We start from the raw sequence: 19687 nt of genomic DNA, 5'->3' as shown, positions 1-19687 counted from the left end.
GGGCCGGGGGCTCCGGGGATCGGCGCGGGGCCGGATCAGCCGGTGTAGGGCTTCGCCGAGAGGATCTTCACCATGGCCATCCGGCCGTTCGGCAGCTCGTACTCGGCGTCGTCGCCCATCCGCTTGCCGTTGACGCCGGTGCCGAGCGGCGACTGCGGGGAGTACGTCTCGATGTCCGAGCTCGCGTACTCGCGGGAGGCCAGCAGGAAGGTCAGCGTGTCGTCCGGGTCGCCGTCGAAGGCGATCGTCACGACCATGCCGGGCTCGACCACGCCGTCGTCGGCCGGCGCCTCGCCGACCTTCGCGTGCTCCAGGAGCTGGGTGAGCTGGCGCACCCGGAGCTCCATCTTGCCCTGCTCCTCCTTGGCCGCGTGGTACCCGCCGTTCTCGCGCAGGTCGCCCTCCTCACGGGCCGCCGCGATCTTTACGGCGATCTCCGTGCGCGCGGGACCAGACAGGTACTCCAGCTCGGCCTTGAGCTGGTTGTACGCCTCCTGCGTGAGCCAGGTGACGTTTTCGCTGGTCTGGGTCACAGGGTGCTCCTCGTCGGTACTGGGAATACAAAGCATCGCCCTACCCGTAAGCATGTGCCACGACGGGTGGGCGAAACCACGAGCCTAACAATTCCCCAGGAAAAGGGGGAGAAGGTAAAGCGTCCGGACCGTGTCCGTGCAGGTCAGGACGGAAACGACCGTTCAGTCACGGTGCGTGCGCGTCGGTGCTCCGGTCACTGTGCCGCCCCGCCGTCGGCCGTGCAGCCCAGCAGTTCCACGCTGGTCGCCCTGGCCGTCGTCCGCAGGGTGAGGACCTCGTCGATCCGGTCGGTGCGCTCGTCGAACCGGAAGTCCTTGCGGGCCACGTCGCTGCCGTCCCGGTGCTGGGCGCGCAGCGTGCAGTAGCCCTTGGCGTCCTTGTCCTTGCGGACTTCGAGGTGGACGTCCACCTGCTGGTCCGAGACGACCTTGCGCTTGATCACCTCGGCGCTGATGCCCTGGCCGGCGACGTAGTCGTAGCCGATCCAGCCGACCACGCCGAGGAGGACGACGCCCAGCACCGAGCCGACGATCCTGAGCTTGCGGTCCGCCTGCTGGTCCGCGGAACGGCCGTAGCGGTTCTCCACCGTCGTCTCGCGTACCGCGGTCATGATCGCTCCTCCTGTACCGGGGATCCCCGTCCCGGGGATCGAGGAATTTTCCACCCCCCGGTTCGGTCACTATAGAAGCCTGCCCACATGCCGAATCACTGAGGATCGAGTCTTGACCGAGCAGCTGCGACTGATGGCCGTCCACGCCCACCCCGACGACGAGTCGAGCAAGGGCGCGGCCACCATGGCGAAGTATGTGTCCGAGGGGGTGGACGTGCTGGTGGTGACCTGCACGGGAGGCGAACGCGGCTCCATCCTCAACCCGAAGCTCCAGGGCGACCCGTACATCGAGGAGAACATCCACGAGGTGCGCCGCAAGGAGATGGACGAGGCCCGGGGGATCCTGGGCGTCGAGCAGGAGTGGCTCGGCTTCGTCGACTCCGGCCTGCCCGAGGGTGACCCGTTGCCGCCGCTTCCCGAGGGCTGCTTCGCACTGGAGGACGAGCAGGTGGCCGCGGCCCGCCTCGTCCGCAGCATCCGTACGTTCCGTCCGCAGGTCATCACGACGTACGACGAGAACGGGGGGTACCCGCACCCCGACCACATCATGACCCACAAGATCACGATGATCGCGTTCGACGGTGCGGCGGACGCCGAGCGGTTCCCCGAGGCGGAGTTCGGCCCCGTCTGGCAGCCGCGGAAGCTCTACTACAACCAGGGCTTCAACCGGCCGCGCACGGTCGCGCTGCACGAGGCGCTGCTGGCCCGCGGCCTGGAGTCGCCGTACGGGGACTGGCTGAAGCGCTGGAAGGAGTTCGAGCGCGACGAGCGCACGCTGACCACGCACGTCCCGTGCGCGGACTTCTTCGAGATCCGCGACAAGGCGCTGATCGCGCACGCCACGCAGATCGACCCGGACGGCGGCTGGTTCCGGGTGCCGATGGACATCCAGAAGGAGGTCTGGCCGACCGAGGAGTACGAGCTGGCGAAGTCCCTCGTCGATACCTCCCTCCCCGAGAGCGACCTCTTCGCGGGCATCCGCGACAATGCCTGATATGTACGCGACCCAGGCACTGACCGATCTCGTTCCGCTTGCCGCCGAGCTCGACAAGAACAAGGTGACCCCCGGTGTTCTCGGCTTCATCGTCTTCGCGGCGCTCGCCGTGGGCGTGTGGCTGCTGATGAAGTCCATGAACCGGCACATGGGCAGGGTCGACTTCGAGGAGGCCCCGGACCCGGACGCGGTGCCGGCCGAGGCCGCCGCGGGGGCGGGCCCGGCCAAGGGGAAGTAGCACCCGGCGGGCGGCCCCGGGACCCTTCCGGTACCGGGGCCGCCCCGCCACGCCCGTCGCACCTGCTGGCGGGTGGCCGTACGCCGCGCCTCAGGCGCTGTACGCGGCCGGCAGCGGCACGCCCATGACGTCCCGGGCGTGGTGCGACGGAGTCATGCCCAGACGCCACGCCTGCCAGCCGTCCTCCAGGTCGACGCCCCGGTCCAGCACGACCGTGAAGGCCTCGGCGCAGTCGGTCAGCTTGCCGTCGCGCGCCGGGTGCCCGGCCCCCAGCAGCTCCGCCAGCTCCTGCTGGGCCACCACCGTGCCCACCTCGCTGCCGCCCGGCGACGCGTAGGGCAGCAGCGTGCACCGCAGGAATCGGGCCCAGTCCGCGCCCCGCGCGTCCTCGTACGAGCCGAACAGCTCCACCGCCTCGCCGCACAGCTCCAGCGCCTGGCCGGCCCGGTCGTTGCCCGCGTCGATCAACGCCAGCTCCAGGCACGTCCACGCCTCGCCGTGGGCGACCCCGATGCGCCGGAAGTCGGCGCGGGCGTCCGTCAGCAGCTGGCGGGCGAAGCCGGAGTTGCGGAGGTTCCCGGTCCGGGCGGCCCGCTGGTCCCGGGTGACCCGGCCCGAGTGGTGGCGGGCGCACGCCAGCCCGTACCCGTCCCGCATCCGGGAGAACATCGTGCGGGCCCGCTCCAGCTGCCGGACCGCCCCGTCGGTGTCGCCCTCCTCCTCCAGCGCCTGGCCCAGGTAGAACAGCGTCCACGCCTCACCGCGCGCGTCCTCGTTGTCCCGGTGCCGGGCCAGCGCCGCCTCCAGCCGCTCCACCGCCTCGGCCGGGTCGCCGTCCAGCAGCCGGGCGCGGGCCAGCTGGGTCAGCGCCCACGCCTCGCCCCGCTCGTCCCGGGTACGGCCGTACAGCTCCAGTGCCTCGCGCAGCGCGTCCTCGGCCCGGGTCAGGCGGCCCATCACCAGCAGCGTCTGACCGAGCTGGAACCGGGTCCACGCCTCGCCGTGCAGCGACTCGCCCTCCTGGTGCAGCACCAGCGCCTCGTCCAGCAGGGCCAGCGCCTCGGAGATCCGGGCCCGGTCCCGCTCCACGGCCGCCAGCGCGTGCATCGACCACGCCCGGTCCTCCGCCTGCTCCGGCGAGGACTGGAGCTCGATCGCCTCCCGCAGCCGGGCCGCCGCCTCGGTCAGATTGCCCTGGTGGTGCAGAGTGATCCCGAGCGAGCAGAGCGCCAGCGCCGTACCCGCGTCGTTCTCCGCCTCCCGGTAGAGGCCGACCACCGACGACAGGGTCGTCCGGGCCTTGTCCAGCTCGCCGAGCTGGCGCGCCGCGATCCCGGTACGCCACTGCACCGACCGCTCCAGCAGCCCCTTGTCCACCGCCTGGGTCAGCTCACTGATCTCGCCCAGCCGGTAGAGGTCGCCGCGCAGCAGGCAGTAGTCGCAGAGCGCGCCCAGCAGATCCAGCACCGCCCGCTGGTCGACGCCCTCGGCGTGGCGCAGCGCGGAGGTGATGAAGCTCGTCTCGTGGTCCAGCCAGCCCAGCGCCGCGTCCAGCGAGTTGAAGCCGTGCGAGCCGAACTGGCCGGCCCGGGTCGACATCTTGCCGTCCACCATGCGGATCACCGCACCGGCCAGATCCGCGTAGTTGCGGATCAGCCGCTCCTGCGCGGCGGTGCGCTCCGCCGGCTCCTCCTCGTCCCGCAGCCGGGCCAGGGCGAAGGTCCGCACCAGATCGTGCAGCCGGTAGCGCGAGCCCCGCACCCGGCTCAGCAGCCCGGCCCCGGCCAGCTCGCCCAGCAGCCGCTCGGCCTCCTGCTCGTCGGCGGCCAGCAGCGCCGCCGCCGCGGCCGTCCCCAGACTGGCCCGGCCGGCCAGCGCGAGCCGGCGCAGCAGCCGCCGCGCCTGCTCGGACTGGTCGGTGTAGCGCAGCCACAACGCCCGCTCCACCGGCTGGACCCGCTGGTACTCGGCGAGGTCCGTGGCGAGCGAGCCGGGGCTGCGCGTACCGAGCGAGGAGCCCGCGATCCGCAGCGCCAGCGGCAGCCCGCCGCACAGCTCGGCGACGTCGTCCGTCCCCCGCGAGTCGTACGGGCCCTCCTGCGGCGCCCCGGCCGCCTCGCGCAGCAGCTCCTCCGCGCCCACCGCGTCGAGCGGGCCGACCGCCAGCCGGTGCACCCGGGCCGGCAGGTCGGCGGGCAGCTCCAGCGGCTCGCGGGCGGTGACCAGCACCAGGCTGTCCGAACGCTCGGGCACCAGGGCGCACACCTGCGCCACATCGGCGGCGTCGTCCAGCACCACCACCACGGGGGTGCCGGCCAGATGCTGGTCGTACAGCTCGCCCAGCCGCCGGACCTGCTGTTCCGCCGGGCCCCGGGACGACGGTCCCGCGCCGGAGCGGCCGGACCCGCCGTCCCGGAAGAGCAGCTGCTCACGGGGGGCGCCCAGCCGGTTCAGCAGATGCAGCAGCGCGTCCCGGGTCGGCAGCGGCGTCTCCCCGGCGCTGTCGCCGCGCAGATCCACCACGCAGGCGCCCCGGAACAGGTCCTTCAGACCGTGCGCGGCCCGCACGGCGAGCGCGGTCCGCCCCGAACCGGGCGCGCCGTGCAGGACGACGACGGTCGGCTTGGTCTCCGTCGCCGCACGGGCCTCGCGCACCCACCTCCCGATCTGCTCCAGCTCGGCCCGCCGCCCCGCGAACGCCCCGTCGGACGAGGGGAGATGACCGAACGACTGCTCCAGCATCGCCCGGGTACGGGCCGCCGCGCTGCGGTCCGTGCGGCGGCCCGGCGCCGCCGCGGCCCGCGACTGCTGCGGCAGCTGCTTGGCCGGGGTCCGCGAGGCGGCGGTGAGCATGCGCTGCTGGTCGAGGAAGGGGCGCACACCCCGTACCTCCAGCGCCGCCAGCCACTGGAGCCGCAACTGCTCGGCCCCGCCCGGCTGTCCGAGCGCCCCGGCCCGGCGGTGGGCGGCGGGCCAGTGCGAGGCGGTGGTCCGGGCGACGGTCGCGGTGGCCCCGGCGACCGCGACCACCGCACCCGCGCCGAGCGCCGGCCCCGCCGTCGTGCCGAACGCGAGGTCCGCGCCGAAGGCGGCGACCGCGGAAACCCCGGTGACGAGCAGGGGAGTTCCCAGCGTCGCCCAGTTGAGCCGCCCCGACAGCGGCCGCTCCCCGGCCTCGTCCGCCTCCAGCGCCCCGACGTACGCCGCGTACTCCTCCGCCGCCGCACCCGCCAGCGTGTCCAGCGCCTCCCGTCCGCGCGCCGTCAGCGCCCCGGCATCGGCGCGGCCACCGGACCGCCGCACCTCCTCCTCGACGGCGCGCACCAACAGCCCTTCCACCTCGGCCCGATGGCTGTCCCGCATATACGTGTCCCCCTTCGGTCACGTCCTGTGCTGCTTGCCGTCGCCAGTCTTCCCGCAACGGGGCGCCGAGGCGAGGGACCGCTCCGGGGAGACGGAAACGGGGTGGGCCCGGGTACGCCGGGGAGCACGGCCCCCGGCCGGTACGCTGCCGGGGTGACGGAGCAGACCGGGCAGGACGCGCGACGGCCCGCGAACGACGGGCCGAGGGCCGCCGTCCGCAACCGGGCCGCGCTGGTCGCCGCCGCCCGGGAGATCTTCGCGGAGCACGGCCTGGAGGCGCCGCTGTCCGCGATCGCGCGCAGGGCCGGGGTCGGGCAGGGCGTGCTCTACCGGCACTTCCCGGACCGGGCCGCCGCGGTCGCCGCGGTGCTGGAGGAGAACGTCCGGCAGATCGAGCGGGCGGCCGAGACCGGGGCCATGGCCTTCCCGGACGTCCTCGGGGTGCTGACCTGGCACCTGATCGAGTCGTCGGCGTTCATCGGCCTGCTGCACACCGACCGGCCGGCCGGCCGCTCCGACGTCCGCGCGTACGCGGTGGGGCTGTCCGGGCGCGTGGAGCGCGCGCTGCGGCGCCGGCTGCCCGGCGGCGATCGGCTGGGCGCCGGGCAGGACCTGACGCTCGCGGTCGCCATGGTCTCCGCCGCCGTCACCGGCCCCACGCGCGAGGAGAGGGAGCACCGGGCGCTGGCCGCCTGGCGGCTGCTCGGCGTCGAGGTGGGGCGGGTGGCCCCCTTCGAGGGCTGAGCCGGTCCGGGTGCCGGCCTCCGTCAGCCTCCGTTGGACTGCCGGGTGCCCTCCGCGAGCGCGTCGAAGGCGTACAGGAACCCGCCGTCCGGGCCGCTGACGGTCAGGTAGGCCCGGGTCCCGCCCGGAGTGATGGCCACGTTCGTCGCCGACTCCAACCCCTTGGTACCGAGCGGGAGTTCGACCGTCGCCAGCCGCTTGCCGTACCGGTCGTAGACGGCCATCGCGGCCCGGCCGTGCAGCCCCTGGTAGAGATTGCCGTCCGCGTCCACGGCGATCGAGTCGGTCTGCGCGATCCCGCCGTCCACCCGGATCGCGGTGTGCCGGGACGTGACCTTCCCCTCCTGGTCGAGGCGCAGGTAGGAGATCCGGTCCTCGGTGAGCTCGCTGAACCACAGCCCGCGGTACTCCGCGTCGAACGAGATACCGTTCGGGGCGGCCAGATCCCCGGCCAGGACCGTGGCGTTCCGGCCCGTGCGGTCGATCCGCACCACACGCCCGTGCGCCTCGTTCTCGGACAGCCCGCGGGAATCGCTGACGTACAGGTTGCCCTCCGGGTCGAAGGCGATGTCGTCCGGGCTCATCCGCGCTCCCTCGACCTCGCCGGAGAAGAAGGTCCGGCGGTCGCCGCCGCCGGGGGCCAGGCTCACGATCTCGCCGTGCGCGAAGTCGCTGAGGTAGAGCCGCCCGTCGTACGGGCTGAACTGCGCCGAGGTGTAGGCACCCCGGTCGTCGGTGTGGAACGAGCGGAAGGTCTTCCTCCCGACGTCCACCCGCATGACCTTGGGTTCGCCCGCGGGGGCGGTGACGTCGACGACGAGCAGGTCACCGTTCCCGTCGAACGTGGGCCCCTCCAGCAGGGTCATCCCGGTCCCGGCGTGCGGCCGGGTCAGCCGCATGACCTTCTGCGCCCGTACGGTCCTGCCCTCGGCCGCGGAGGCCGCCGTGCCCCCGGGGTCGAAGCTCTCCGTGCCGCACCCGGTGAGGAGCAGGGTGCCGACCGCGGCGAGCACGGCGAGGGAACGGGCCGAAAGCTGCTGCATGGGAGATCACACTTCCTGTTCGTCGCGAGGATTCCGCTGATCCGGAGCGTGTACGCGCCAACGGGGCGGTGTGCCGTCTGGCCGAATACCGCCGTGCCGTCGAACTGCAACCGGACAGTGTTGTCCGGTACTTGCTACCGTAGCCGACCACACCCGCCCCGTGCCCCCCAACAGCCCATGAACGGAATCCGCATGACGGTGCATCAGCTGCCGGACCCCGACGAACTGGCGGCGCTGAGGCGGCGCTACCGGCTCGAACGCGAACGGCGCGTCCGCCCCGACGGCGCCGCCCAGTACCGCACCGCGGACGCCGGGTTCGGCTACTACGCGGCCGACCCGTACACCACCGGGCCGGACGAGCGGGAGCCCCGCCACGACACCGTCGACGTCGCCGTGATCGGCGGCGGGTTCGGCGGCATCCTCGCCGGGGCGCACCTGCGGAGCCGGGGCGTGGAGTCCATCCGGATCGTCGAGAAGGGCGGCGACTTCGGGGGCACCTGGTACTGGAACCGGTACCCGGGCGTCCACTGCGACATCGAGTCCCACGTGTACCTGCCGATGCTCGACGAGACCGGCTACGTGCCGGAGTGGAAGTACGCCCCCGGCGACGAGATCCGCCGCCACGCGGTACGGATCGCGCACCACGCCGACCTCTACGCGGACGCACTGTTCTCCACCGCCGTCACGGGCCTGACCTGGGACGAAGCCTCGGAGACCTGGATCGTGGCCACGGACCGCGGCGACGCCTTCCGGGCCGTGTACGTCATCACCGCCACCGGCACCCTCACCGACCCGAAGCTGCCCGGGATCCCCGGGATCGAGGAGTTCGCGGGGCACACGTTCCACACCTCGCGGTGGGACTACGGCTACACCGGCGGCACCCCCGGGGGCGGCATGACCGGCCTCGCCGACAAGCGGGTGGGCATCGTCGGCACCGGCGCCACCGCCGTCCAGGCCGTCCCGATGCTGGCCGAGGACGCCGCCCACCTCTACGTCTTCCAGCGCACCCCCTCCACCGTGGACGTCCGCGCCAACCGCCGCACCACCGCCCGGGACGTCGGCGCCGACCACGAGGGCTGGGCCCGCGAACGCCGGGAGAACTACCTGCGCATCGTCTCCGGGGAGCACGCCGAACAGGACCTGGTGGCGGACCGGTGGACCGCGTCGGCCGGCCTGCTGGAGAAGCTCCTGCCCAGCTTCCGGCGCCACGGCGACCGCAAGGCGTTCGAAGCCGCCTACGAGACCGCCGACGCCGCCAAGATGAACGAACTCCGCACCCGCGTCGACCGGACCGTCACCGACCCGGAGACGGCCCGGAAGCTCAAGCCCTGGTACCGCTACGCCTGCAAACGCCCCACCTTCTCCGACCTGTACTACCCGGCGTTCAACCGCGACAACGTCACCCTCGTCGACACCGCGGACACCCACGGCATCGAGCGCGTCACCGAGGACGGCGTCGTGGTAGGCGGCATCCGGTACGCGCTCGACTGCCTGATCTTCGCCACCGGGTTTGACGTCGGCGCCTCCGGCGTCCACTCCGGCAGGCTCCCCGTCCGCGGCCGGAACGGCGTGGAGCTACTGGACAGATGGGCGCGCCGGGGCCCGCGCACCCTCCACGGATTCACCAGCAACGGCTTCCCGAACCTGATCCAGCTGGGCTCCCTCCAGAACGCCAGCAGCGTCAACTTCACCCACATCCTCGACGAACAGGCCCGCCACGCCGCCGCCCTCGTCGCGGCCGCCGAAGCCGGCAACGCCCTCATCGAACCCACCACCGGGACCGAGGACGCCTGGCTCGCCCTCCTGGCCGAAGGCGCCCCCGACCACGAGTGGTTCCACGCCGAATGCACCCCCGGCTACTACAACCGCGAAGGCAGAGGCCGCCCCAACGGCCCCACCGCCTACCCGCACGGCGCCGTCGCCTTCCACGAACTGCTCGCGCGGTGGCGGGAGGAGTCCCTGGGGGAGGTGCTTCGGGGGAGGGCGGGGGGCGTCTGGCCGACGTGGCCGACCACGGCTGCGCACTTCGCCAATCTGTTCCGGGGATAATATTTCAGACTTCCTTTCGTGTTCGTTTCCATCGAAAGGATGACCTCTCCGGGTTTTGGGATTTTTGCGGGATATCGCTGTCAGTGGGCGGTGCCATCATTCGCGCATGCTGACGACACTGAAGACAGCTCAGATCATCCTTCGCGACGAACTGGGCGCGTGCCCCGTCCCGTTGACCGACGAGCCGCTGCGGTCCGTCTGGTTCGGCGCCCATGGGCATGTACTGGTCGGTGCCACCGCGTTGCGTGGCATCAAGTACAAGAAAGGCGGGCAGTGGCAGGTGGACGACCGGCAGGTCCGCCAAGCCGCGAAGGCTCTGCGCGAGCTGCCCTGGGACCCCGACGATCTGGTCGACGCCGGTCTCGCCTCTCGTGACACAGGCGACGGCCGGAACTGGCGCTCGACCATCGCCGGGTGGATCGGGTACGCGGCCTTCAACGCCGTCCGGGACAAAGGCGGCTGCGGGTGTGAGACGCGTCCGTGCAAGACCGGAGAGTTCTGGCTTCCGTCCACGGGACTGCCCTGCGGGTTGACGGCGGAGGAGCTCCATAGAAGGTGCGGTACCTCGTCGCTGGCGGGAACCCTCCCCTTGAAGGTCCTTCGGTGGACGGGCAAGAAGTGGGTAGCTCCCCGCGCGTACGTCACGTTGCTCGACGAGTGGCAGGCCATGGACCAAGAACTGTGGGACAAGCACGCGTGCTGCGAGCGCTGCGGGGAGCACGCCCAGAGCTGGTCTAATTGGTTCCACTGGCGGGGCTCTTCGGCAACCGGCTACTCGACGCTGTGCCCGTCCTGTACCGCTGTGCGCTACCGCCCGTACAACGGCCATCTGCGCGGACGCACCTACGCCAGGGTCAAGAAGATGGCCCGCGCGGATGACTTCCTGTGCTGCCTGTGTGCTCAGCCGCGGCGCGCCTATTACTGGGACCACTGCCACGACCACGACTTCGTCCGAGGGCCAGTCTGTGCCAGCTGCAACACACACGAAGGGCGCGGCCTGGCCTTCGCGTTCCGTCCAGGAGCAATCGCTCACCTGATGCGCTGTCCCGCCTGCGACACTGCACGCACCATCGAGCGACGGCATCAGCGCGCGCTTGTCCAGGACGAGCTCCGCGGCGAGCGCCACGGTTCCTGCTCCTGCGAGCCTTGGGTCGAAGCCCTCACGCTCCACCCGCAGGGCGGCGCGGACGCCACCCTGCACTGCTACGCGCACGACACCCGGTGGGAGCGGCACGTGAGCCTGGCCGACCACCGCGCGATTATCGACGCGTACATCGACCGGGCGCTCGGCCGCCTAGCATCTGAGGACGGGCCGGATCCGGACATTGCGGGCTGAGCGGTTGATACACGGACCGGACCTCTCACCGGCCCATGAGGCGACAACGGATGAGGCCGTTCCCCCGCGCTGGCCGAGCGGCGCGTGGAAGCCGAGTTTGTGGACGGAGCGCTCTACTTCTACGGTGAGTTCAACAAACGTGACGTCGCCGAGCGCGTGTACATCGGACGACGCGGCCTGATCAACAGAGCCGGAGACCTGGAGATCCACCCGGTCGGGCCCGGCCCCCCCGCGTTCGGTCCTGGCCCCTGTCCCCGGGGAGGATGCGAGAACGTGACGCGTGCCCGTCGGACGTCGCCTTGGCCGACCCGACCGAACAGGAGCTTCGCGACCTCGCCGCCGAGCACAGCATCGCCATCCCGAACCGGCCGCCCCTCGGCCTGGCCCGGCGCAGCCGGTACGACAACCTCTCCGGCGACCTCGTCGCCGCCCTGATGGCGCTGGCCCGATCAGGCACACTGGCGTCCCGAGGCAATCCGTCAAGGGATGATCAGTGCTGTGACCAACACGGCCTGGGCTGCCGTCAGCAATGGTGTCACCCTCCGGCGCGAAGCGCCGATGTCGAGGTTGAATCCTTCGTCCCTCAGATGGTTCCGAGGTCGATGGTGACGGAGAAGGGCGCGGCGGTCTTCACGGTGCCGGTGAGCACCTCGCCGTCCCGGTAGGTTCTGCTGGCGGGGTCGAGGACGTAGGTGTAGACGATCGGGACGCCGGTGGCGGCCTGTTCGATGCGCCAGTAGAAGGGGATGCCGGCCTTGGCGTACTGGTCGACCTTCACGATCCGGTCGGTGGTCTCCGAGCCGGGCGACACCACCTCGACGACCAGGAGTACGTGCTCGGGGCGGGTGGGCGTGAGGTCGATGGTCTCTGCCCGGTAGACGATCACGTCCGGACGGCGGTTGGTGAGGGGAACGTCCTGCAGACGGACGTCGAAGTCTGTGTCGGCGTTCCAGTCGGGGCCCGCGGCTGCGTCCAGGGCATTGGCCAGGATCCGGGCCAGCCGGTTGTGGCGCTTGGAGGCGCTCGGGCTCACGACGACCATCCCGTCCACGATCTCGATGCCGGCGCACTGCTCCTCGGACCAGGAGTCGTACTGCTCCGCGCTGATCTGCGCGTGCATCCACGCGGGCGCCACCATCTCGGCAGTCATGGTGTACCTCCTTCGAGGAGCCTCGACAGGTCCGGTTCTGCTGAGCCCAGCCTACTGTTCCGAGGTACCGCGTCGCCCGACTCGGAAGGGGAAGCAGTCGCCCACCAGGTGATGGCGCACAAGCGCAATTCGGCCAAGCGAGGTGGGCTCGTCAGTGATTCGCCGGTTGCGGCAGGCGCTATGAGAGGCTGGGGCGCATGAACCGGTTGGCTGGTGTGACCTCGCCTTATCTGCTTCAGCATGCCGACAATCCCGTCGACTGGTGGCCGTGGTCGGAGGGGGCCTTCGCGGAGGCGCGGCGGCGGGATGTGCCGGTGTTTCTGAGTGTGGGGTACAGCTCGTGCCACTGGTGCCACGTCATGGCGCACGAGTCCTTCGAGGACGGGGCCACCGCCGCGTACCTGAACGAGCACTTCGTCAGCGTCAAGGTGGACCGCGAGGAGCGGCCCGATGTGGATGCGGTGTACATGGAGGCGGTTCAGGCGGCGACCGGGCAGGGCGGGTGGCCGATGTCCGTGTTCATGACGGCGGACGGGGAGCCGTTCTACTTCGGTACGTACTTCCCGCCCGAGCCGCGGCACGGGAGTCCGTCCTTCCGGCAGGTGCTCGAAGGGGTGGCGGCCGCCTGGGGCGGGCGGCGGGAGGAGGTCACCGAGGTCGCCGCGCGGATCGTGCGGGACCTGGGCGGGCGCTCACTGGTGGGCGGCGGGGACGGGCTGCCCGGGGAGCCGGAGCTGTCGCAGGCGTTGCTCGGGCTGACCCGCGACTACGACGAGAAGTACGGCGGCTTCGGCGGGGCGCCCAAGTTCCCGCCGTCGATGACCGTCGAGTTCCTGCTGCGCCACCATGCCCGCACCGGGGCCGAGGGCGCCCTCCAGATGGCCGCCGACACCTGCCGGGCGATGGCCGAGGGCGGGATCTACGACCAGCTCGGCGGCGGCTTCGCCCGGTACGCGGTGGACCGGGAGTGGGTCGTGCCGCACTTCGAGAAGATGCTCTACGACAACGCGCTGCTCTGCCGGGTGTACGCGCACCTGTGGCGGGCCACCGGTTCGGAGCAGGCCCGGCGGATCGCCCTGGAGACCGCCGACTTCATGGTGAGTGAACTGCGCACCGCCGAGGGCGGGTTCGCCTCCGCGCTGGACGCCGACAGCGAGGACGAGGCCGGCCGGCACACCGAGGGCGCGTACTACGTGTGGACGCCCGCGCAGCTGCGGGAGGTGCTCGGCGAGGCGGACGCCGCGTTCGCCGCCGAGTACTTCGGGGTGACCGAGGAGGGCACCTTCGAGGAGGGGGCCTCCGTGCTCCGGCTCGCGGGGGGCGGGGTGGCGGACGCGGAGCGGGTCGCCGGCGTCCGGGCCCGGCTGCTGGCCGCCCGCGAGGCGCGTCCGCGCCCCGGCCGGGACGACAAGGTGGTGGCCGCCTGGAACGGGCTGGCCGTCGCCGCGCTCGCCGAGACCGGCGCCTACTTCGACCGTCCCGACCTGGTGGAGCGCGCCACCGAGGCGGCCGACCTGCTGGTCCGGGTCCACATGGGGGACACCGCACGGCTGACCCGTACCTCGAAGGACGGCCGGGCGGGTGGCAACGCCGGGGTGCTGGAGGACTACGCCGACGTCGCCGAGGGCTTCCTCGCGCTGGCCGCGGTCACCGGGGAGGGCGCCTGGCTGGAGTTCGCCGGGTTCCTCCTCGACATCGTGCTCGTGCACTTCACCGGCGAGGGCGGCGAGCTGTACGACACCGCCGACGACGCCGAGCAGCTCATCCGCCGCCCCCAGGACCCCACCGACAACGCGGTCCCGGCCGGCTGGACGGCGGCGGCCGGGGCGCTGCTCTCGTACGCCGCGCACACCGGTTCCGAACCGCACCGGACCGCGGCCGAGCGGGCACTCGGCGTGGTGAAGGCGCTGGGGCCCCGGGTGCCCCGGTTCATCGGCTGGGGGCTCGCGGTCGCCGAGGCGCAGCTTGACGGGGTGCGGGAGATCGCGGTCGCCGGGCCGGTCGGCGGTGAGCTGCACCGTACGGCGCTGCTGGGTACGGCGCCGGGGGCGGTGGTCGCGGCGGGGGAGACCGGCGGGGCGGAGTTCCCGTTGCTGGCGGACCGGCCGATGGTGGGCGGGGCGCCGACGGCGTACGTCTGCCGGCGCTTCGTGTGCGACGCGCCGACGACGGACGCGGCCGAGCTGGCCCGGAAGGTCGGGGCGCGGCGGTAGGAGCGCGGGGCACGGGGGAGGTGGCGTCGGCAGGGCCGGGCCGCGCCTCTTCTCGTGGTGTCCGCCGGTCGGGTGCCGCCCGAGCCACGCCCTAGACGCGGTGTGCGAGAGGAGCGCCCCGGTCCACCGCCGCCAGGTGGCGGAGGGCCCTTGCCGTGGGGCTGTCGGGCGGGGCGGTCCAGATGACGATGTGCTGGCCCGGGGCGGTCGGGCTGTTCAGGGTGTCCCAGTCCAGGGTGAGGGCGCCCGCGGTGGGGTGGTGGAAGACCTTGTTGCCGGTGCCCTGGACGGCGACCTCCCTGTTCTGCCACCAGCGCTGGAAGTCGGTGTGCGGCGCCATCCGTGCCAGCAGGCGCAGAAGTCCGGGGTCGTCCGGGTGGCGGGCGGTGTGCATGCGGAGGTAGGACACGCAGGAGTGGGCCCCGCTGGTCCAGTCGTCGTAGAGGTTCCGCAGGCGGGGATCGTTGAACAGCAGCCACACGTAGTTCCGGTCCTCCTCGGGGACCTGCCCGAAGTCGAGGAGAACGGTCGCGGCCAGCGGGTTCCAGGCCAGGATGTCCATGGTGTCGGACAGGACGACGGCGGGTGACTCGGTGAGCTGGTCGAGGAGCCTGCGGGTGTTCGGGGTGATGTCCGGGCCCGGTCGTGCGGGCGGTTCGTCCGTCGGTTGGCCGGCGAGCTCGAAGAGGTAGGTGCGCTGGTCGCCGGTGAGGCGCAGGGACCGGGCGATCGCTTCGAGGACGGGGACGGAGGCCCGCATCCGGCCCTGTTCGATCCGGGTGTAGTAGTCGGTGCTGATCGCGGAGAGCCGGGCGACCTCCTCGCGGCGCAGTCCCGCCACTCGCCGCGGCGTCGTGGTCTCGGGCAGCCCCGCCTGGTGAGGGGTGAGTGCCGTACGGCGTGCCCTCAAGAAGACGCCCAGTTCTTTCGGGTCGCTCTTGCCGCTGTGCATGGGGCCAGTGTGGCAGCCGGTCCCGTTGTCCGGGGTCAGTCGAGCGATGTGCGGTCGTTGTCCGGGGGAGCGGAGGGGGTGGCGGGAACCGAGGGGGTGCTGTTGGTCCAGGAGGAGAGGATGCGCAGCGCGTCGTGGGAGGGGGTGCCGCGTTCGGCGGTCCAGACCACGAGTTGCTGCTCGGTGTCGGTGGTGGAGGCGAGGGTGTCCCAGTCGAGGGTCAGCTCGCCGACGACGGGGTGGCGCAGCACCTTGGTGCCGATCCCGCGGATCGCGACGTGGTGGGCGGCCCACCAGCGGCGGAAATCGGGGTCCTGGACCGAGAGTTCACCGACCAGTGCGGTGAGGCGCGCGTTCTCGGGATCCCGGGCGGCCTCCATCCGCAATTGGGCCACACAGGTGTGGGCGACGTCCTCCCAGTCCGCGTACAGCTCACGCATTCGGGGATCGGTGAAGACGATCCTTATGTAGTTCCGATGCTTATCCGGGATTTCTCCGAAATCGGTGACGAGAGCAGCCGCGAGCGAATTCCAGGCGAGGATGTCCATGCGGCGGCCGAGCACGATCGCGGGAGTGGTGCCCAGGTCGTCGAGCAGGCGGAGCAGGCGGGGCTGCACCTTCTGGCTGGTGCGCCGGGGCGGCCGGTCCGAGAGCCGTCCGGCGACCTGGAACATGTAGGCGCGCTGGTCGTCATCCAGGTGCAGGACCCGGGCCAGCGTGTTGAGCACCGGTGCCGACGCCTGCATCCGACCCTGCTCCAAGCGGGTGTAGTAGTCGGTGCTGATGGCGGCGAGCTGGGCGACCTCCTCGCGGCGCAGCCCGCTGACGCGCCGCCGCCCGCTGTCGGGAAGGCCGACCGTGCCGGGGCTCAGCTCGGCCCGGCGCGCCTTGAGGAAGGCCCCGAGCTCGTCGGGGCGTGCGCTGCTGCTCATGGGCCAAGTCTCGCACCGGCACACGTCCCGTGGGAGGGAGGGTTTTATCCCCGGATGCTTTTCTCCCGGGATGGAAATCTCCTCTTCATGGGGTGTTCGGCGCGTGCGAGAGTTTTTGATGCCCCGAGAATTCCTCGGGGCATCGAGAATCCGGCTACCGCCGCTGCACAAAAGCGCGGAAGGGGAAATCATGGAGTTCGTCGAACGTCCGGCCACGAAAAAGGCTCCGGCCGAGTGGTTCACCGGGGACGTCTGGTTCGACGTCATCCACGCCGGTCAGGAGCCGTCGCGGATGCGGGCCAACCTGGTCCGTTTCTCACCCGGGGCCCGTACGCACTGGCACTCCCACGTCCTCGGTCAGACCCTCCATGTCGTTTCCGGCACCGCGCTCGTCGGCACCCGCGACGGTGTGGTCCTGGAGGCCCGCCCCGGTGAGACCGTCGCCTGCCCGCCCGGCGAGGAGCACTGGCACGGTGCCGCTCCGGGGTCGTTCATGGAGCACCTCGCCATGTGGGAGGGCGTCTGGGACGACACCCCCGAAACCGACTGGCACGAGGCCGTCACCGACGAACAGTACGGGCGCCCCCGTACGACCAGCGGCTGACCCCGGCCAGGACGCGGGACGGCCGCGTCCGCCCGCCCACCGGCCCGTACACACACCGCACACCCGCTGAAACGCACCGCACACCGCACCACCTCATGCATCAGGAGCAGACGATGGAAGCCATCACCTTTCCCAACGGGCAGATCACCATGGCGGGCAGCCTGTACCGCCCCGACGGCTTCGACCCGGACGGCACCTACCCGGCCGTCGTGGTCGTCCACCCCGGCGGCGGGGTGAAGGAGCAGGCCGCCGGCCTGTACGCGGCCAAGCTGGCCGAACAGGGCTTCGTGGCCCTCGCCTTCGACGCCTCGTTCCAGGGCGACAGCGGCGGCGAGCCGCGCCATCTGGAGGACCCGTACGCCCGGGTGGAGGACGTCCGGGCCGCCGTCGACCACCTTCAGACCCTCGGCTTCGTCGACCCGGAACGGATCGGCGCGCTGGGCATCTGCGCGGGCGGCGGCTACGCCGTCAACGCGGCGATGACCGACCACCGGATCAAGGCCCTCACCACCGTCAGCGCCGTCAACATCGGCACCAGCTTCCGCCGGGGCTGGTACGGAACCGACTCCGACGCCGCCGCCGTACCGACCCTCACCGCCCTCGCCGGGCAGCGGACCGCCGAGTCGGCGCGGGGCGCGGAAGCCGCCTACCTGCCGTACGTACCGGCCGAGCCGGACGAGAACACCCCGCGCGACCTGGTGGAGGCCGGTGACTACTACCTCACCCCGCGCGCCCAGCACCCCAACGCCGGGAACAGGTTCCTCTTCACCCGGAGCGTGTCGCGGATCTTCACCTTCGACGCCTTCCACATGGTGGAGGACCTGCTCGTCCAGCCGGTGCTGGTCGTCGCGGGCAGCGAGGCCGGTTCGCTGTGGATGTCGACCGAGCTGCACGGCCGCGCCCGGAGCCCGAAGAAGCTCGTCCTGGTCGAGGGTGGTACGCACATGGACTTCTACGACGTCCCCGAGTACGTCGGCCGGGCGATCGCCGAGGCCGCGCCCTTCTTCGCCGAGCACCTGGCGGGCGCATCGGCCGACCGGGACTGAACGGGCCCGACCGCGCCGCACCCCTGACCCGCACCGCCTCACCCGCACCCCCTGACCCGCACCCCCACCCGTGAGGAAACGGACCCCATGACCGAGAACATCAAGAACGTCACCGTCAAGGCGCTCGCCTGGGACCTGGCCGCCGACATCCACCTCCCGCCGGGCTTCGACGAGAACAGGAGCTACCCCGCGATCGTCAGCGTCCACCCCGTCGGATCGTGCAAGGAGCAGACGTCCGGCACCGTGTACGGCGCGGCGCTGGCCGAGGCGGGGTTCGTCGTCATCGCCTTCGACGCCAGCTTCCAGGGCGCGAGCGGGGGGACGCCGCGCTCGGTCGAGGACCCGGCGTTCCGGGTGTCGGACATCAGCTACGTCATCGACCACCTCGTGACGCTGCCGTACGTCGACGCCGGCCGCATCGGTGTCGTCGGTGTGTGCGGTGGCGGCGCCTACGCCATCAACGCCGCCATGACCGACCGGCGGATCAAGGCCGTGGGCAGCGTGACAGGGGTCAACTTCGGGCGCCTCATGCACGAGGCGTTCACCGGCTACGACCCCATCGCGGCGCTCGACGCCATCGCCGCGCAGCGCACGGCCGAGGCGCGCGGCGCGGAGTTCCGGGTCGACCAGTTCCTGCCCGCCGATCCCCGCACCGCCCGGGAGATGGGCGTGACCGAGATCGACGTGGTCGAGGCGACCGACTACTACCGCACCGACCGGGGCGAGAAGCCGGGCGGCCGCACCGAGGCCGTCTTCTCCCGGCAGGCCACCTCGGTCGGCTGGGACGCCTTCCACCGTGCCGAGGTCCTGCTCACCCGGCCGCTGTGCGTCGTCGTCGGCGACAAGCCCGGTGCGTTCGGCGCCTACCGCGACGGCCTGGAGATCTACCGTCGCGCGGCATCGACGGACAAGGAACTCGTCGTCGCCGAGGGCTTCTCCCACTACGACCTCTACGACCGGCCCGAGCCGGTCGGGATCGCCCTCGACCACCTGATCCCGTTCTACAACAAGTACCTCTGAGCGGAACGGGCGACGGGCGCGCCGACCCCTCCCAGGGGATCGGCGCGCCCGCGGGGCCGACGGTCAGCGGTGGTTGTAGGCGACCAGCGAGATGCCGACGTAGTGGACGACGAAGGCCGCCAGGGTCAGCGAGTGGAACACCTCGTGGAAGCCGAACCAGCGCGGCGAGGGGTTGGGGCGCTTGATGCCGTAGATGACCCCGCCCGCGCTGTAGAGCAGCCCGCCGACGATCACCAGCACCAGGACGGCGATCCCGCCGGTGCGCATGAAGTCGGGCAGGAAGAAGACCGCCGCCCAGCCCATCGCCAGGTAGCACGGGGTGTACAGCCAGCGCGGGGCGCCGACCCAGAACACCCGGAAGGCGATCCCCGCCGCGGCCGCCGCCCAGACCGCCCAGAGCAGCGGCGTCCCGGTGGACTCGGGGAGCAGCAGCAGGGTCAGCGGGGTGTACGTGCCCGCGATGATCAGGAAGATGTTGGCGTGGTCGAGGCGGCGCAGCACGGCCTCGCCGCGCGGACCCCAGGTGCCCCGGTGGTAGAGCGCGCTCACGCCGAAGAGCAGACAGGCGGTCAGGGTGTAGATCCCGCAGGCGATCCGGCCCCGGGAACTGTCGGTGAACGCGATCAGCGCCACCCCGGCGACGATCACGGCGGGGAACATCCCGGCGTGCAGCCAGCCGCGCATCCGCGGCTTCGCGGGGAGGGCGTCGGACTCGGCTGGTTCCGGCCCGGTGGGCGCGGGTGCGGCAGCGGCAGCAGTCATTCCCGCATCGTACCTACGCGACCGTAGGTAACCGGTACGAGTGGCGATGCTCACGTGTGCGCCCCCCTGGACATATGGGCGGAACGGGCGGATGATC

17 protein-coding genes are annotated in these 19687 nt (G+C 71.8%); 9 read left to right on the top strand and 8 right to left on the bottom strand.

What is annotated here, in order from left to right; translation table 11 throughout:
* Positions 1 to 35 precede the first annotated feature (35 nt).
* The gene (greA, locus tag ACIQGQ_RS01390; protein ID WP_352273436.1) at positions 36 to 533 is read right to left on the bottom strand and encodes a transcription elongation factor GreA; all 498 of its coding nucleotides are present in this window, start codon (positions 531 to 533) and stop codon (positions 36 to 38) included.
* A gap of 194 nt (positions 534 to 727) precedes the next feature.
* A complete protein-coding gene (locus ACIQGQ_RS01385) occupies positions 728 to 1144 on the bottom strand; it encodes a DUF4307 domain-containing protein (protein ID WP_402389224.1) in 417 nt (138 codons plus the stop codon).
* Between the two features lie 112 nt (positions 1145 to 1256).
* Here ACIQGQ_RS01385 and mca point away from each other — a divergent pair, with 112 nt between their 5' ends.
* Together mca and ACIQGQ_RS01375 are read left to right on the top strand one after the other, a co-directional pair.
* Positions 1257 to 2138: a mycothiol conjugate amidase Mca gene (mca, locus tag ACIQGQ_RS01380; RefSeq protein WP_402389222.1), complete on the top strand. Its 882-nt coding sequence runs from the start codon at positions 1257 to 1259 to the stop codon at positions 2136 to 2138.
* Between the two features lies 1 nt (position 2139).
* Positions 2140 to 2376, top strand: a complete 237-nt coding sequence (locus ACIQGQ_RS01375; RefSeq protein ID WP_352273433.1) for a hypothetical protein — start codon at positions 2140 to 2142, stop codon at positions 2374 to 2376.
* Positions 2377 to 2466: 90 nt separating this feature from the next.
* Here the strand turns inward: ACIQGQ_RS01375 and ACIQGQ_RS01370 are convergent, their stop codons facing one another.
* Complete coding sequence (locus ACIQGQ_RS01370) at positions 2467 to 5739, bottom strand: tetratricopeptide repeat protein (RefSeq protein ID WP_402389219.1); 3273 nt, start codon at positions 5737 to 5739, stop codon at positions 2467 to 2469.
* Between the two features lie 153 nt (positions 5740 to 5892).
* Here ACIQGQ_RS01370 and ACIQGQ_RS01365 point away from each other — a divergent pair, with 153 nt between their 5' ends.
* Complete coding sequence (locus ACIQGQ_RS01365; protein WP_402389216.1) at positions 5893 to 6483, top strand: TetR/AcrR family transcriptional regulator; 591 nt, start codon at positions 5893 to 5895, stop codon at positions 6481 to 6483.
* A gap of 23 nt (positions 6484 to 6506) precedes the next feature.
* Here the strand turns inward: ACIQGQ_RS01365 and ACIQGQ_RS01360 are convergent, their stop codons facing one another.
* Positions 6507 to 7526, bottom strand: a complete 1020-nt coding sequence (locus ACIQGQ_RS01360; RefSeq protein ID WP_402389213.1) for an SMP-30/gluconolactonase/LRE family protein — start codon at positions 7524 to 7526, stop codon at positions 6507 to 6509.
* A gap of 192 nt (positions 7527 to 7718) precedes the next feature.
* Between ACIQGQ_RS01360 and ACIQGQ_RS01355 the strand changes: the two genes are divergently transcribed.
* The gene (locus tag ACIQGQ_RS01355) at positions 7719 to 9575 is read left to right on the top strand and encodes a flavin-containing monooxygenase (RefSeq protein WP_402389211.1); all 1857 of its coding nucleotides are present in this window, start codon (positions 7719 to 7721) and stop codon (positions 9573 to 9575) included.
* Positions 9576 to 9681: 106 nt separating this feature from the next.
* Entirely contained in the window at positions 9682 to 10911 is a 1230-nt protein-coding gene (locus tag ACIQGQ_RS01350; RefSeq protein WP_402389208.1) for an endonuclease domain-containing protein, read from the top strand.
* Positions 10912 to 11494: 583 nt separating this feature from the next.
* Here the strand turns inward: ACIQGQ_RS01350 and ACIQGQ_RS01345 are convergent.
* On the bottom strand, positions 11495 to 12061 hold the full coding sequence (locus ACIQGQ_RS01345) for a Uma2 family endonuclease (protein WP_402389205.1): 567 nt from the start codon (positions 12059 to 12061) through the stop codon (positions 11495 to 11497).
* A 197-nt stretch (positions 12062 to 12258) separates the two neighbouring features.
* Between ACIQGQ_RS01345 and ACIQGQ_RS01340 the strand changes: the two genes are divergently transcribed.
* Positions 12259 to 14274, top strand: a complete 2016-nt coding sequence (locus tag ACIQGQ_RS01340) for a thioredoxin domain-containing protein (RefSeq protein ID WP_402389202.1) — start codon at positions 12259 to 12261, stop codon at positions 14272 to 14274.
* 91 nt (positions 14275 to 14365) lie between these two features.
* Here ACIQGQ_RS01340 and ACIQGQ_RS01335 read toward each other — a convergent pair whose 3' ends face one another.
* Complete coding sequence (locus ACIQGQ_RS01335; protein WP_402389199.1) at positions 14366 to 15226, bottom strand: helix-turn-helix domain-containing protein; 861 nt, start codon at positions 15224 to 15226, stop codon at positions 14366 to 14368.
* 35 nt (positions 15227 to 15261) lie between these two features.
* Positions 15262 to 16158 (bottom strand): helix-turn-helix domain-containing protein, encoded by an 897-nt coding sequence (locus tag ACIQGQ_RS01330; RefSeq protein ID WP_402389197.1) that lies wholly within the window; start codon positions 16156 to 16158, stop codon positions 15262 to 15264.
* A 190-nt stretch (positions 16159 to 16348) separates the two neighbouring features.
* On the opposite strand from ACIQGQ_RS01330, the gene ACIQGQ_RS01325 reads away from it, so the two are divergent.
* The 3 genes from ACIQGQ_RS01325 (at position 16349) to ACIQGQ_RS01315 (ending at position 18828) form a co-directional block, all read left to right on the top strand.
* Complete coding sequence (locus ACIQGQ_RS01325) at positions 16349 to 16762, top strand: cupin domain-containing protein (protein WP_402389194.1); 414 nt, start codon at positions 16349 to 16351, stop codon at positions 16760 to 16762.
* 113 nt (positions 16763 to 16875) lie between these two features.
* A complete protein-coding gene (locus ACIQGQ_RS01320) occupies positions 16876 to 17808 on the top strand; it encodes an alpha/beta hydrolase (RefSeq protein WP_402389191.1) in 933 nt (310 codons plus the stop codon).
* Between the two features lie 87 nt (positions 17809 to 17895).
* The gene (locus ACIQGQ_RS01315; protein WP_402389188.1) at positions 17896 to 18828 is read left to right on the top strand and encodes an alpha/beta hydrolase; all 933 of its coding nucleotides are present in this window, start codon (positions 17896 to 17898) and stop codon (positions 18826 to 18828) included.
* 63 nt (positions 18829 to 18891) lie between these two features.
* Here ACIQGQ_RS01315 and ACIQGQ_RS01310 read toward each other — a convergent pair whose 3' ends face one another.
* Positions 18892 to 19590 (bottom strand): hemolysin III family protein, encoded by a 699-nt coding sequence (locus ACIQGQ_RS01310; protein ID WP_402389185.1) that lies wholly within the window; start codon positions 19588 to 19590, stop codon positions 18892 to 18894.
* Between the last annotated feature and the right edge of the window lie 97 nt (positions 19591 to 19687).

It is taken from the genome of Streptomyces sp. NPDC092952, from assembly GCF_044754785.1.
In the GTDB taxonomy this organism is placed as follows: Bacteria; Actinomycetota; Actinomycetes; order Streptomycetales; family Streptomycetaceae; genus Streptomyces.
The sequence above is the reverse complement of the archived record's forward strand: the minus strand, read 5'-3'. Positions and strand labels throughout refer to the sequence as shown.